We start from the raw sequence: 12,762 nt of genomic DNA, 5'->3' as shown, positions 1-12,762 counted from the left end.
GGGGCTGGTAGCGGTGTGCGCGTTGTCCGCCTTCGGGTTCACCCCGATGGCGGTGGCGCAGCAGTGCGCCGCGCCCGCCGGGAACTACGGCGGTCCGGTGAACTGGGCGCAGCGGCTCATCGGGGCGGACCGGTTGTGGCCGTTGACCGAGGGGGCCGGGCAGCGGGTCGCGGTGGTCGCGCCAGGGGTGGAAGCAAGCGGGCAGTTGGCCGGGCGGGTGCGGGAGGCGCAGGCCGACTGTGACGGGCGGGGCACGTTCGCGGCCGGGATCATCGCGGCGCGGCCGGATCCGGACACCACGTTCGCCGGGATCGCGCCGGGCAGCCAGGTGCTGGCGGTGCGGGTGCCGCAGGCCGATCCGGACTCCCTGGCCGCGGGGATCACCCGCGCGGTGGAGGGTGGCGCGACGGTGATCGCGGTGGTGAGCCCGTCGGCGAGCAGCAGCGGCGCGTTGTCGGCCGCGGTGCGCAACGCGTTGTCCCGCAACGTGGTCGTGGTGGCCGCGGCGGCGGGGGACAAGCCGTCCACCCGGACCTTCCCCGGTGCGCTGCCCGGTGTGCTGGCGGTGGGCTGGATCGACCAGAACGGCGCGGCGGTGTCGGCGGAGTCCGGGGAGCACTTGGGGCTGGCCGCGCCGGGGGCCGATCTGGTGAGCGTGTCCGCCGGTGGGCGCGGGCACCGGTGGGGGGTGGGCGGCCCGGCGTTCGCGGCGGCCTATGTGGCTGGTGCGGCGGCGCTGGTGCGCGGATATCGCTCCGAGTTGTCGGCGGAGCAGGTGCGGACGCGGTTGCTGGTGACGGCCAGTGGCGCTGGTGGCGCGCATGATCCGGTGCTGGGCTGGGGTGTGCTGGACGCGTACTCGGCGGTGACGGCGGAGCTGCCGCCAGGAGTCGCCGCACCGGTGGCGGGGCAGCGGCCGGGTGCCCCGCCGCGGCCCACGGTGGCGATCGCGGCGGGTCCGGCCGATCCGGTGCGGCACGACCGGCTGCCGGGGGCGTTGGCGGTGCTGGGTGTGCTGGCCGCGGGCGTGGCCGTGGTGGCCACCGCGGCGGTGCGGCGCGGCCGGTCACGGGGCTGGCGGATCGGCGGGGACGGGGCGGGCGCGCCCAGCAAGTGATCCTGGGTAGGGTCGGGGCATGTCGTCGATCTTCAGCCGCCGCGCGTTCCTCGGTGCGGCGGCGCTGTTGCCGCTGGCCGCCTGCGCGAGCCAGGAGAAGCCCGCCGTCACCACCAGCGCGCCGCCACCGTCGACCGCTGCCGCGCCGCAGCGGCACGACCGGCTGGTGGAGCTGGAGCGGGAGTTCGACGCGCGGATCGGGGTGTACGCGCTGCACACCGGCACCGGCGCGACCGTCGAGCACCGGGCGGAGGAGCGGTTCGCGTTCTGCTCGACGTTCAAGGGCCTGGCCGCGGCGGCGGTGCTGGCCCGGCACCCACTGTCCTATTTGGACACTGTGGTGCGTTACGGCAAGGAGGAGCTGCTCAAGAGCGCGGTGGTGACCAGCAAGCACGTGGCCACCGGGATGAGCCTGCGGGAGCTGTGCGATGCCGCGGTCCGCTACAGCGACGGCACCGCGGGCAACCTGCTGCTGCGCGAGGTCGGCGGACCGGCGAAGCTGACCGAGTACGTCCGCAGCCTGGGCGACACGGTGACCAGGATGGACCGCACCGAGCCCACGCTCACCGAGGCCACGCCGGGAGATCCGCGCGACACCTCCTCACCGCGGGCACTGGGCGAGGACTACCGCAAGATCGTCCTGGGTGACGCGCTGCCGGCGGAGAAGCGGGCGTTCCTGCGGGACCTGTTGGAGCGCAACACCACCGGCGGTCAGCGCATCCGGGCGAAGGTGCCCGCGGGCTGGACGGTGGCGGACAAGACCGGCACCGGGGACTACGGCACGCTCAACGACATCGGCATCGTGTGGCCGCCGGGAGGCGCGCCGGTGGTGGTGGCGGTGATGTCCAGCAAGGCGGCCAAGGACGCGGAGTACAAGCAGGCGGTGGTCGCCGAGGCGGCGGGCTACGTGCTGGGCAAGCTCACCTGACGTTCGTGCCGGTGAACAGCCGCAGGATGATCTGGCGGTACTGCTCGGCGTGGTGGCGGTCCTGGCGGAGGTAGTTCTCCCTGGCGGTGGTGACGTTTCCGCCGGTGCGGTCGATCTCCTCGGCGGCCTCGCCGAGGGTGCCCGCCAGACTGGACAGGGTGGCCGCGTGGGACTGGGCGGCCTGCCGGGACTGCGGGATCTGGCCGAAGGCGTCGCCGGGCAGGGTGCTCGCGGTGAGGTTGCCGCGCAAGGTGTTCAGGTCAGCCGCGGCGGTGTGCAGGGTGCGCGCCAGTGGGCCGAGGGTGCCGCCCGCCGCGTGGAAGGCCTGGCCGTTGCCGCGAGCCGCCGGAGCGGGTGCGGGTGCGGGAGTGGGCGCGGGTTCGGCCTGGCGGACGGGCTGGACCGGGTTGCCGGTGACCAGGCCCGAGGCGGCGCGGGCACGGTCGAGGTAGCGCTGGTAGTCGCCGTTGGTGTAGGTGGACCACTGGCGGAAGCTGGTGCCGTTGCCGGAGATGGCGTAGGCGTTGGCCGCGTTGGTGGCCGGGTCCAGGTTGGCGGTCTCGTCGCGCTGGGCCTGTTCGCGGGCGGTGCCGTGGCCGGGGTTGAGCGAGCGGATCTGCCACAGCCCCACCGAAGGACCCCACTTGCTCGTCTCCAGCGCGACGTCGCCGATGGCGTCGGTGCGGCCGCTGGACTCGGCCAGCGCGACCGCGACGGCGGTGTTCAGCATGTCGCCGCGGAACCCGGCGTCCCAGGCCAGCTGCGCGATCTCCTGGTCGGTGAGCCTGGGCATGGCGGAGACCTCCTAGTAGCGGAAGGACGGTGGTTCGGGGCGGTCCTCGGGTTCCTCGCCGATGACCTGCGGGGTGATCACCGCGGACTCGCCCCACACGTCCTCGGTCTCCACCAGCCAGGGCGGGATCCGGCGGCCACCGGCGAGGTCGCCGCCCATGCCGCCACCCATCGGCATCATGGGCATCATCGGCATGCCGCCCGCCATGCCCTGGGCGGAGCCGGCAGCCGCCGCGGCGGCGCCCATCGCGCCCGCCATGCCCCTGGCGGCGGCTGCCGCGCCCGCCGCTCCGGCCAGCCCGGCCGCGGCCTGCGCCTGCGTGCCGGAACCACCGGGAGCGCCGATCTTGCCCAGCCCGCCCGCGCCGCCACCGCCGCCGAGTTTGCCCAGTCCCGCACCGAGTCCCGCGCCCAGCCCGGCCGCGCCCGCGCCGAGCTTGGCCGCCTCCGCGCCGATCCCGGGGGTCACTGCGCCCGGCTGAACCTGCTGTTGCTGTTGCTGTTGCTGTGAATCGGGCTTCTTCGCCCAGTCCGGCACCTTGGGCAGCGGACCGGCGAAGCGACCCGCCGCCGCGGCCGAGGCAGCCGCGAGACCGGAGGCGAACATGCCGCCGAACAGCGGCGGCTTGACCGGTGCGGCGGCCCCGGCGCCGGGGTGGTCGACGCCCTGCGGGCCGGCAGGCACTCGCCCGGCAGGGGACTCGGGGATGGAAGCCTGGGCGACCCGGTAGCGGTTGGCCAGGTCCTCCATGATCAGCACCGCGCGGGCGTGGCTGGCGTTGGCCACCTGCGCGGCCTGCTGCTGCTGGCGGACCGCGGCCACCGCCTCGGCCTGCTGCGCGGCGACCCGCGCGGCCAGTTCCGGGGAGGTGCCCGGCCCCAGCTGGATCGGCGCGCCGGCCATCCGCAGCGTGGCCGCGGAGACCTCGGGCACCTCGGTCGGCGGCGGCATGGTCGCCTGGGCCTTGATCAGCGCCTCGGCGGTGTCGTGGGCCAGGTCCCGCATGGCGTGCGCGGCCTCGGCGGTGCGCCGCAGCCCGCCGGCCAGGTCGGTGATCATCGACTGGTACTGCTCGGCCGCGCCGCCGCGCCACTGGTGCCGGAACCGGGCGAGCTGCCCTTCCAGGTTGCCCGCCTGCTCGTGCAGCCGGGAACCGACCGCGTCCCAGGCATCGGCGGCCGCGCGCATGGTCTTGGGCTGGCCGGCGTGCAGCATGTCGTAGAGCTGGCGGTGGCTGTAGCGGGCGAAGTCGGTCTGTCCGTCGCTGGCGAAGTGCACGGGGGTCACAGCCTCCCCGGGTCGGTGCGCGGGTCGGAGATCTGCAGCACGTTGCCGAGGTTGACCAGCGCCTGCCCGGCCTGCTGGTCCTGGCGGCGGTAGGCCTCGGCGATGGTGTGCGTGACGTCCTCGGCGAAGTCGATGGCCTGGCCGGCCCGCCCGAGCAGGGCGTGCATCTCCTCGGCCGCGGCCAGGTGGTGCGCGCCGAGCAGGTCGGCCTCGGTGAACTGGCCCAGCTGGACCTCGCGTTCGGTGAGGCCGCCGAGGTGGGCCAGCGGCTGCGCCATGCCGGTCAGCTGGGTGCCCAGTTCGCGGGCGAAGTCCACCAGCGACGCCAGGTGCACGGCGAAGGAGTTGTTCTCGGTGCTCACCCCTGCCCCCTCGGTTGTGGTCGGTCTCGCGGGCCGCGGACCCTGCCCAGGGCGAAGATTTCCGGGTCTGCCCCGGGCAGGGGCCAGCGGCTGGCGGGGATGAGTCAGCCGCTGGGGAACAGGCCCGCGTTGGTGCGCTCCATGGCCATCTGGTCGGTCATGGCCTTGCCGGTGTTGGCGGAGAAGTTGCGGATGACCGCGACCATCTCCGCGATGGCTGAGCGCAGGTCGTTCTCGGCCTGCTGGGCCTGCGCGCCCGCGGCGCTGCCCGAGCGGTACCAGGTGTTGCGGAGGTAGCCGAGCGAGCCGTCCAGCTCGTGCATGTGCCGTTCCAGGGCGTTGGCGCGGTTGGACAGCGCGTCGGAGCTGGCGGCGAGCTGGCTGAAGTTGACGGAGACGACGTCCCCGCCGCTGCCGGTGGAATGCATGGGCGTTGGTGTCCTCTCCCGGTCAGGAGCCAGCGAGGCGGTTGAACACGGATCCGGCCGCGCTGTTGGCCGCGGCGCCTGCCACCTTGTTGATGTCGTCGGTGGCGTTGGTGTCGCCGGTGTTGTAGTTGCGGCTGACGTCGGTCATCAGGCTGGACATCCGGTCGAGGGCGGCGGTGGCCTTGGCCATCTTCTCCTGCAGCGTGGTGTGCAGCTGCTGGAAGGCGGCGGCCTGGTTGCCCTGGTAGGAGTTGCTCAGCGCCCAGCCGAGGTCGTTCTGGAGTCCGGTCATGGTGGACTTGGTCGCGGTGGCGGACTGGTGGAAGCCGCTGATCGCCTTGGTCATCGCGGCGGCATCGGCCTCAAAGCCGGGACCGGCCATGGGCGAACCACCTCCTCTCATTCACCGGGTGTTCCTTGGTGTCGAGCCTAAGTACGGAGTTGTTGCCGCCCAACGGCACAAGTGCCGGTCGGGGTGGCGGTAGTTGTACCCACACCGGCTCAGCTGCCCGGTGTCCAGGCGACCTGGACGAGCTGGTTGCCGTGCCGCCGGGACACCAGCTGGCCACGGCCGGGCGGCTGTGGGGCGCAGCGGACATCGCCCAGCAGCACGCCTTCGTCGCGCGAGCCGGACATGACCAGGCCGGGGGAGCCGAGCTCCTTGATCCGCATCAGCACCGGGTCGTAGATGCCGCGGGCCGCGCCGCCGCTGCCCCTGGCCACGACCAGGTGCAGGCCGATGTCCCTTGCCTGGGGCAGGAACTCGACCAGTTGCAGCAGCGGGTGCGCGGTGCCGCCGGCGGTGGCGACCAGCTCGTAGTCGTCGACCAGCACGAAGAGATCGGGGCCCTGCCACCAGTCCCGGCGGCGCAGCTGGTCCGGCGTGACCTCGGGGCCGGGCAGCCGGGCGCGCATCGCTTGCACGACCTCGGCGAGCAGCCCGTCCAGCACCGGGGCGCTGCCGGCGTAACCCAGCAGGTGCGGGCCGTCGACCGCGCCGAGCAGGCCGCGCCGGTAGTCCACCACCAGGATCGCGGCCTCCTCGGGGGTGTAGCGGGCCATGATGCCGTTGGCGATGGTGCGCAGCAGCCCCGATTTTCCGCCTTCGACGTCGCTGAAGGCCAGGAAGTGCGGTTCGGTCTGGAAGTCCAGGAACACCGGTGACAGGTCGTTCTCGGCGATGCCGAAGGGCACCTGCTTGCCCGGATGCTGGTGCACGTCAGGCAGATCACTGGCCGGGAACTCGTGCGGGAGCAGACGCACTTGTGGTGCGACGGATCCCGGCCAGGCGGAGGTGATCTTCTCGACCAGGTCCGCGGTGCCGGCGGTCATCGACTCGGCGAACTGGGTGCCGTCGATGCGGGGGAGCGCGCCGAGGAAGTGCAGCTTGTCCGGGGTCAGCCCGCGGCCAGGGGTGTCAGGTGGCACGTTCTGGGCGGCGCGGCGGTCGATGGCGGAGTCGCTGGGATCGCCCAGCCGCAGCTCGTAGCGGGTGCTGATGGAGTCCCGCAACGGTGGCCGCACCGCCATCCAGTAGTTGGCCGAGATCACCACGTGGATGCCGAAACCCAGGCCCCTGGCGGCCAGCCGGGTGATCGACTCCTCCAGCTGCTCGTACTCCTCGCGCACCGTGGTCCAGCCGTCCACCACCAGGAACACGTCGCCGAACTCCCGGTCGCCCAGCTCACTCTCCTGGATCTCCTTGCGGCGCTGGCGGAAGGTGGCCATCGAGTCCACCGCGTGCCGGGCGAACAGCGCCTCCCGCTCGGCCAGCAGGGTGGACAGCTCGGCGACCATCCGGCGGCAGGAGTCGGCGTCCCTGCGCACCGCGTAGCCGCTGACGTGCGGCAGCCCGGCCACCGGGCCGAGTGCGCCGCCGCCCATGTCCAGCAGGAAGAACTGCACCTCCACCGGCGTGTGGGTCAGCGCCAGCACGCCGATCAGGCTGCGCAGGAAGGTGCTCTTGCCGCTCTGCGGCGCGCCCACCAGCAGCACGTGCCCGCCCGCGCCTGCCAGGTCGGCCCACATCAGGTCGCGGCGCTGCTCGAAGGGTTTGTCCACAATGGCCAGTGGTACGGTGAGCTTGCCGTTGCCGCCCCAGCCGATCGGGGACAGGCCGCGCTCGGCATCGGCGCCCAGCGGCGGCAGCAGGTGATCGAGGGCAGGCGGCTCGTCCAGCGGCGGCAGCCAGATCTGGTGCGCGTCCGGGCCCTTGCCGATGAGGCGGTCGATCATCGCGCCCATGATCGTCTCCCCGGTGGCGGCCGGCACGGCCTCGGCCGGTTCGGCGCGCACCGGTTCGACGATCTCCACTCGTTCCAGGGAGTACGGCAGCACCTGGCGGCCGGGCGCGGCGGTCTCGCCGCTGGTCCCGGACTCCCTGGGCGGCAGGTCACCGGAGACGTAGGCGGCCTTGAACCGTTGCAGCGTCTCGGTGTCGCTCTTGAGGTAGGCCGAGCCGGGGATCGCGGGCAGGTGGTAGGCATCGGGCACGCCGAGCACGGTGCGGCTCTCCGCGGCGGAGAAGGTGCGCAGCCCGATCCGGTAGGACAGGTGCGCCTCCAGCCCGCGCAGCCGGCCCTCCTCCAGGCGTTGCGAGGCCAGCAGCAGGTGCACCGCGAGGCTGCGGCCCAGGCGGCCGATCATCACGAACAGGTCCACGAACTCCGGGCGGCTGGAGAGCAGCTCGCTGAACTCGTCGATGATCAGCAGCAGCGAGGGCAGCGGGGCCAGCGGCGCGCCGTTCTCCCTGGCCCGTTCGTAGTCCCGGACCGAGGCGAAGTTCCCGGCCGCGCGCAACAGTTCCTGGCGGCGCAGCATCTCGCCGTTGAGCGCGTCGGCCATCCGGTCGACCAGGGTGAGGTCGTCGGAGAGGTTGGTGATCACCGCGCAGGTGTGCGGCAGCCCGGTCATCCCGGCGAAGGTCGCCCCGCCCTTGAAGTCGATCAGCGCCAGGTTCAGCGTCTCCGAGGAGTGCGTCACCGCCAGCCCGGTGACCAGGGTGCGCAGCAGCTCGCTCTTGCCCGAGCCGGTCGCGCCGACCACGAGTCCGTGCGGTCCCATGCCGTTCTCCGCGGACTCCTTGAGGTCCAGCTCCACCGGCCTGCCCTCGGGATCCAGGCCCAGCGGCAGCCGCAGCCGCTCCCGCGGGGTGCGCGGCCGCCAGGTCACCTCGGGGTCCACATCGCGCGGATCACCCAGCCCGAGCAGCCCGGCCAGGCCGAAGGTGGCGCTCACCGGCGCCTCCGACGGCGCGGCCACCCCGTGGAAACGCGGGGTCAGCGCCCTGGCCAGGGCTTCGGCCGCGGCGGTGGACAGCCCGTCGGGCTCGCCGAGGTAGGCCACCCTGGACTCCGCGCCCTCCCCGGTGACCATGCCCATCCGCTGCGGCGAGACGTGCAGCCGCAGGCTCTCCGTGCCGGGGGTGTCAATCGGCACCTCGTGGCCGACATCGAGCACCGTGACCCCGTGCTGCCCGCCCACCGGGGCCAGCCGGGGGTCGCCGTAGGTGCGGCCGCCGTCGACCACGAGCAGGATGTGCGGGGCGTCGTAGCCCATCCCGGCGCGCCTGGTGAACGGCTGCCGGTCACCGAGGTCGTTGCCCAGCAGGTCGGCCAGCGTGGTCAGGTCCCCGGCGACCAGGCGGGCCGGGCCGACCGCGTCCGCGCCGGTGGCGTCCTGGGCGTGCGGCAGCCACTTCACCCACTCCCAGTCCCCGCGCCGGTCCGCGGCCACGCACACCGCGACCCGCAGGTCGGCGGGGGAGTGGAACAGCGCAGCCTGGGCCAGCAGCGCCCGCGCCAGGTCCAGCACCACCGCGCGCGGCCCGCTGACCCCGACCCTGGCGAAGGAGCGCAGCGACACCGACACCGGCAGGTCCGGCACGGTGGCGTAGGCGCGGATGAAGTGCCGCAACGAGGTCGAGGACACCGGGTCCAGCTCCTCCAGCGGCACCGTCTGCGGCGCGCGCAGGGGAGTGGCCAGCCGCTGCGGCCCGCGCCCGGCGCGCAGCTGCCCGAAGGAGGTCGCCGAGCGCCGCCGCTCCCACAGCCGGTCGCCCTCGGCGAAGGTCCACAGATCGGTGGGTTCGGGGTGGGAGTCGAGCAGGTGGGCGCGCTGGGCGGCGGCCACCTCGCGGACCTGTCTGCGCAGGTTGGCCAGGTACTGCTGGTAGTCCCGCCGCTCCTCGTTGATCTTGGCCTTGTTCTGGGAGCGTCCCTGGGCCAGCGACATGACGATCATGCCGATCATCACCACCACGAACAGGCCACCGAAGACGTAGGTCATCACCCCGCCGCCGCGTCCGATGTAGACGAAGGACATCGCGCCCATGCCCAGCATCATCGGCAGCATGAACAGCAGGCCCATCATGCCCTGGTTGCCGCCCTTGGCCAGCATGGGCGGGGACTGCAGGGTGATCTCCCCCGCGGGCGGCTCGGGGACCCGTCGGCTCTTCCGCGCGGTCTGCACCCAGCCGATTCTGGTCACTTCGGCCCGCGCGCTGGTGGGTACTTTTGCCGTCCGTGCGCAGGGTGTGCGGAACCTACTCTCGCTGGGGAGCACATGACCGGCGAGGTGGGAGGGTGAGATGGCCGTGAGCCTGCCTGGGTTCGACGCCAGCCCCGAGGAGATGCGGTCGGTGGCCGGCAACCTCAGCGGCATCATCATGCAGGCGGCCAACGCGGTCGGCGCGCTGCGCTCGATGCGGGTGAACCCCTCGGACTTCTCCGCCCTCGGCGCCGCGGTGGGCGCGATGAACGCCAAGCTGGAAGCCACCCAGGTCAGCTCGCTGAACACGCTGCTCTCGCTGTTGCAGGAGTTCAACGACAACGTGCGCAAGGTCGCTGACACCTACCAGGACCACGACCGGCGCATCGCCGACGTCTACGCCGGCAGGCAGTCGGAACTGGCCGCGGTGTCCTCCACCCTGTGGAGTTCACCGAATGCCGAGAGGCTGGCCGCCGCCGCGACCGGTGCCAGCCTCTCCGGCGCGGCCCAGCCCGCCTCGGTGGACAACGTGCTCGGCTACCTGCGCACCGCCGGGATAAGCGACCTGGGCGAGCGCTCCTTCGCCGACCCGGTGGCCTTCGCCCGCTGGCTGGACACCGAGGCCGGCAACCAGCAGCGGGCCGGGGTGATCGGCGTCTACGCCGGGCTGGCCCGCGACCTCGGCGACGTGCCGGGCGGCGTCCGCGCCGGTGACATCGTGGTGCTGGCCTTCGACCGCGACCCGGTGGTGGCGGTGGTCGGCGAGCGCGGACAGCTCTACAACAACGGCCTGGTGCGGCCCAGCTTCACCGGACTCGCCGACACCCGGGTGTACCGCCCGATCTCGGCGTCCTGACGCCGGCCGAGCAGAGGAGATCCGCGTGACCGCGATGGCCTTCCCCGTCAGCGCCGCCATGGACGTCACCGCCAAGGGCGGCGGGCCCGGCACCTTCCTCAACTGGATCATCAACGGCAACCCGGGCCAGATCCTCAAGCACGTCACCGACCTGCTGGCCAAGGCCAACGAGTTCGCCCAGCTCTACCGGCAGCTCAAGCAGGCGGGGGAGCAGCTGCGCAAGGTCTGGCGCGGCCCGGCCTCCGGCGCGGCCAGCAAGAAGATCACCAACCTGCTGGACTCCTTCACCAAGATCATCTCGGTGGTGAAGGAGGTCGCGCAGAAGCTCGGCCTGGCCGCCTCGATCATCCAGAAGGCCCAGCTGGCGTTCAAGACCATCGTCGCCGCGATCAACCCGACCGTGGCCGGGCTGATGTCCAACCCGTGGACCTACGCCGCCGCGGTCGCCCTGTCCACCGCCACCAGCGGTGCGCTCAAAGGCTTCCTGGCCGCGCTCGGCGCGCTGCTGAAGTCCCTGGGCGCGGTGGAGCTGGCCGCGAAGCTGACCACCATGGCCGAGGTGCTGGGCCAGCTGGAGAAGCTGGTCGGCCTGGTCACCGGCAAGGACGGCGCGGCCCCCGCGCCCGGTGGTGCGCAGCCGACCACCTTGCCCGCCAAGGACTTCACCCAGTACCAGCCGCCCGCCCTCGGCGGCGCCCAGCCCGGAACCACCCAGCCAGGAACCACGCAGCCCGGCAACGGGCAGAACATGTGGATCCCGGTCGACCCGGCCGCTCCGTCCCCCGGATCGCCGGCCTCCGGAACTCCCGCCCCGAGCGCGCCACCGCCCGGCATCCCGAACCCCGTGCCGTCCCCCAGCGGTCACGGTACGGGCGCCGGGGTGAGCGTCACCGTGACCACTGGCGAAGGCAGTGCCACGGTGACCGCGCCCTCGGGGCGGGACACCATCGTCAACGCCACCGTCGGCGGCACGCCGATTAAGGTCGCCATCGACGGTGACGGTGACGGCAAGGTGTCGGCATGACCACCGCGGTGGGCAGCCCGGTCTCGGCCGTGCTGGCCGGTTACGCCGCCGCGCTGCGCCAGTTCCAGCTGGTGGTCACCGGCAACCCGGCCGCGCTGGAGGCCGAGGCGACCCGCCTCACCGGCCTCGCCGACCGACTGTCCACAGTGGCCAGTGCCACCCTGGAAGCCGCGCGCCGGGCCAACAGCGGCTGGCGCGGACCCGCCTACGCCGCCTTCCTGGCCCTGGTGGAACGCTGGAGCACCGGCCTGCGCATCGGCCAGGAACAGCAGCTGCGGCAACAGGCCGAGAAGCTGCGCGCGGCCGCGACCGTGCTGCGCAAGGCCCGCGCCGCCATGGACAAGGTGCTCGCCGACTTCATCGAACGCGGCCGCAACGTCGAACGCCTCGCCGTCTCCGCCGCGATCTACAACGGCGACCTGCGACCCTACATCGTGCACGCCAACGCCATGGGCGAGGTCGCGGTGCTGGCCGCCCGCAAGATCGTCGCCCAGCTCGGCGCCGAGCTCACCGCGCTGTTCCCCACCGGCACCCCGCCGCCCCCGCGCACCCCGTTCCAGCGGCTGGTGGACTACATCACCAACGAGATGAGCTACAACGGCCGCTCCCAGACCGCGGCCGGACTGCACCGGCTGAACAACCCCGGCTGGGGCGCGCTGCTGGAGCCCCTGACCAGCACCCGCGACAAGACCCACGCCCTCGGCCTGTTCACCTGGCTGGTCCGGCCGGGCGGCCCGTGGGACCACAAGGGCGAGATCCGGCAGCTGATGGGCATGAACCGGCACACCGGTTTCCTCACCGGCATCGACGGCACTACCCTGAAGATCCGGCACGACTTCTGGTCCAACCTGCACTACGGCTACGTCGGCACCGCGTCCGGGTTCAGCAGCTTCGAGCTGCACCAGGGCGCCAACGCCGCCGATCTGGCCAGCGGGCACTGGACCGACCCGGCCGACCAGTACGCGGTGGAGATGGGCATCCAGCTGTTCCGCCAGGTGCCGCCCGAGCAGCTGACCCCGGACCTGATCCGCCAGTACATCACCGACCCCACCCGGCTGAACGAGCTGCGCCAGCGTGGCTCGATCACCCCGTAACACTCCACAAAGGACGGTCACATGCAGCCCGATCCCTTTGCCGCCTTCGACCGCGGCGACATCCCCCAGGTCGACGACCTCCTGGAACGGGTGCGCCGCCAGCAGGAGGAGATCGAGCGCATCCAGCGCAACGTGGAGAGCATGCTGGTGCAGGGCCGTTCCCAGCGCGACGAGGTCACCGTCACCGTGCAGGGCACCGGCCGGGTCACCGAGGTGCTCATCGACCCCCAGCAGCTGCGCCGCAGCGACGCCCGCGAACTCGGCGAGCACGTCGCCGAAGCGGTCAACGACGGGTTGCGCCGGGTCGCCGAGGCCAGCACGGCCCGGTTCGCCCCGGTGATCGAGTCCGCCGCCCGCACGGAGAACTTCCAGTTCTGACAAGGAC

12 protein-coding genes are annotated in these 12,762 nt (G+C 72.7%); 6 read left to right on the top strand and 6 right to left on the bottom strand.

The genetic code is table 11. From position 1 onward, the window contains the following. The first annotated feature begins 13 nt into the window (after positions 1-13). Positions 14-1,117: a S8 family serine peptidase gene (locus N8J89_RS22405; RefSeq protein ID WP_283658948.1), complete on the top strand. Its 1,104-nt coding sequence runs from the start codon at positions 14-16 to the stop codon at positions 1,115-1,117. A 19-nt stretch (positions 1,118-1,136) separates the two neighbouring features. Beyond that, entirely contained in the window at positions 1,137-2,045 is a 909-nt protein-coding gene (bla, locus tag N8J89_RS22400; RefSeq protein WP_283658947.1) for a class A beta-lactamase, read from the top strand. On the opposite strand, the gene N8J89_RS22395 is transcribed toward bla, so the two are convergent. The 6 genes from N8J89_RS22395 to eccCa form a co-directional block, all read right to left on the bottom strand. Further along, positions 2,038-2,838: a transglycosylase SLT domain-containing protein gene (locus N8J89_RS22395; RefSeq protein ID WP_283658946.1), complete on the bottom strand. Its 801-nt coding sequence runs from the start codon at positions 2,836-2,838 to the stop codon at positions 2,038-2,040. The genes bla and N8J89_RS22395 overlap by 8 nt on opposite strands. Before the next feature lie 12 nt (positions 2,839-2,850). Continuing rightward, positions 2,851-4,125 carry a WXG100 family type VII secretion target gene (locus tag N8J89_RS22390; RefSeq protein ID WP_283658945.1) on the bottom strand — a complete coding sequence of 425 codons (1,275 nt, stop codon included), beginning with the start codon at positions 4,123-4,125 and terminating at the stop codon, positions 2,851-2,853. After that, a complete protein-coding gene (locus tag N8J89_RS22385) occupies positions 4,122-4,487 on the bottom strand; it encodes a hypothetical protein (protein ID WP_283658944.1) in 366 nt (121 codons plus the stop codon). Before N8J89_RS22385 ends, N8J89_RS22390 begins: the two co-directional genes overlap by 4 nt. Positions 4,488-4,591: 104 nt before the next feature. Further along, positions 4,592-4,915, bottom strand: a complete 324-nt coding sequence (locus N8J89_RS22380) for a hypothetical protein (RefSeq protein WP_252480386.1) — start codon at positions 4,913-4,915, stop codon at positions 4,592-4,594. Between the two features lie 22 nt (positions 4,916-4,937). Next, the gene (locus N8J89_RS22375; protein WP_252480385.1) at positions 4,938-5,297 is read right to left on the bottom strand and encodes a WXG100 family type VII secretion target; all 360 of its coding nucleotides are present in this window, start codon (positions 5,295-5,297) and stop codon (positions 4,938-4,940) included. 119 nt (positions 5,298-5,416) lie between these two features. Beyond that, a complete protein-coding gene (gene eccCa, locus N8J89_RS22370) occupies positions 5,417-9,385 on the bottom strand; it encodes a type VII secretion protein EccCa (protein ID WP_283658943.1) in 3,969 nt (1,322 codons plus the stop codon). 124 nt (positions 9,386-9,509) lie between these two features. On the opposite strand from eccCa, the gene N8J89_RS22365 reads away from it, so the two are divergent. From N8J89_RS22365 to N8J89_RS22350, 4 genes are read left to right on the top strand one after another with little or no spacing between them, the layout of a single operon-like run. Continuing rightward, positions 9,510-10,259 carry a WXG100 family type VII secretion target gene (locus tag N8J89_RS22365; RefSeq protein ID WP_283658942.1) on the top strand — a complete coding sequence of 250 codons (750 nt, stop codon included), beginning with the start codon at positions 9,510-9,512 and terminating at the stop codon, positions 10,257-10,259. 34 nt (positions 10,260-10,293) lie between these two features. Beyond that, positions 10,294-11,283, top strand: coding sequence for a WXG100 family type VII secretion target (locus tag N8J89_RS22360; protein WP_502868497.1), 990 nt, complete (start codon positions 10,294-10,296; stop codon positions 11,281-11,283). Further along, positions 11,280-12,377: a polymorphic toxin type 44 domain-containing protein gene (locus N8J89_RS22355; protein WP_283658940.1), complete on the top strand. Its 1,098-nt coding sequence runs from the start codon at positions 11,280-11,282 to the stop codon at positions 12,375-12,377. Before N8J89_RS22360 ends, N8J89_RS22355 begins: the two co-directional genes overlap by 4 nt. Positions 12,378-12,398: 21 nt before the next feature. After that, complete coding sequence (locus tag N8J89_RS22350; RefSeq protein WP_252480381.1) at positions 12,399-12,755, top strand: YbaB/EbfC family nucleoid-associated protein; 357 nt, start codon at positions 12,399-12,401, stop codon at positions 12,753-12,755. Positions 12,756-12,762: the final 7 nt, after the last annotated feature.

Origin of the sequence: Crossiella sp. CA-258035, assembly GCF_030064675.1 — a bacterium.
Classification (GTDB): Bacteria; Actinomycetota; Actinomycetes; order Mycobacteriales; family Pseudonocardiaceae; genus Crossiella.
Note: the sequence above shows the minus strand (reverse complement) of the source record. Positions and strands in the feature narration are given on the sequence as shown.

Excerpts from the sequence above, each read along its gene's own strand:
- N8J89_RS22380 (WP_252480386.1), bottom strand. The coding sequence starts at position 4,915 with ATGCATTCCACCGGCAGCGGCGGGGACGTCGTCTCCGTCAACTTCAGC.
- N8J89_RS22375 (WP_252480385.1), bottom strand. The coding sequence starts at position 5,297 with ATGGCCGGTCCCGGCTTTGAGGCCGATGCCGCCGCGATGACCAAGGCG.
- N8J89_RS22395 (WP_283658946.1), bottom strand. The coding sequence starts at position 2,838 with ATGCCCAGGCTCACCGACCAGGAGATCGCGCAGCTGGCCTGGGACGCC.
- N8J89_RS22350 (WP_252480381.1), top strand. The coding sequence starts at position 12,399 with ATGCAGCCCGATCCCTTTGCCGCCTTCGACCGCGGCGACATCCCCCAG.
- bla (WP_283658947.1), top strand. The coding sequence starts at position 1,137 with ATGTCGTCGATCTTCAGCCGCCGCGCGTTCCTCGGTGCGGCGGCGCTG.
- N8J89_RS22360 (WP_502868497.1), top strand. The coding sequence starts at position 10,294 with ATGGCCTTCCCCGTCAGCGCCGCCATGGACGTCACCGCCAAGGGCGGC.
- N8J89_RS22355 (WP_283658940.1), top strand. The coding sequence starts at position 11,280 with ATGACCACCGCGGTGGGCAGCCCGGTCTCGGCCGTGCTGGCCGGTTAC.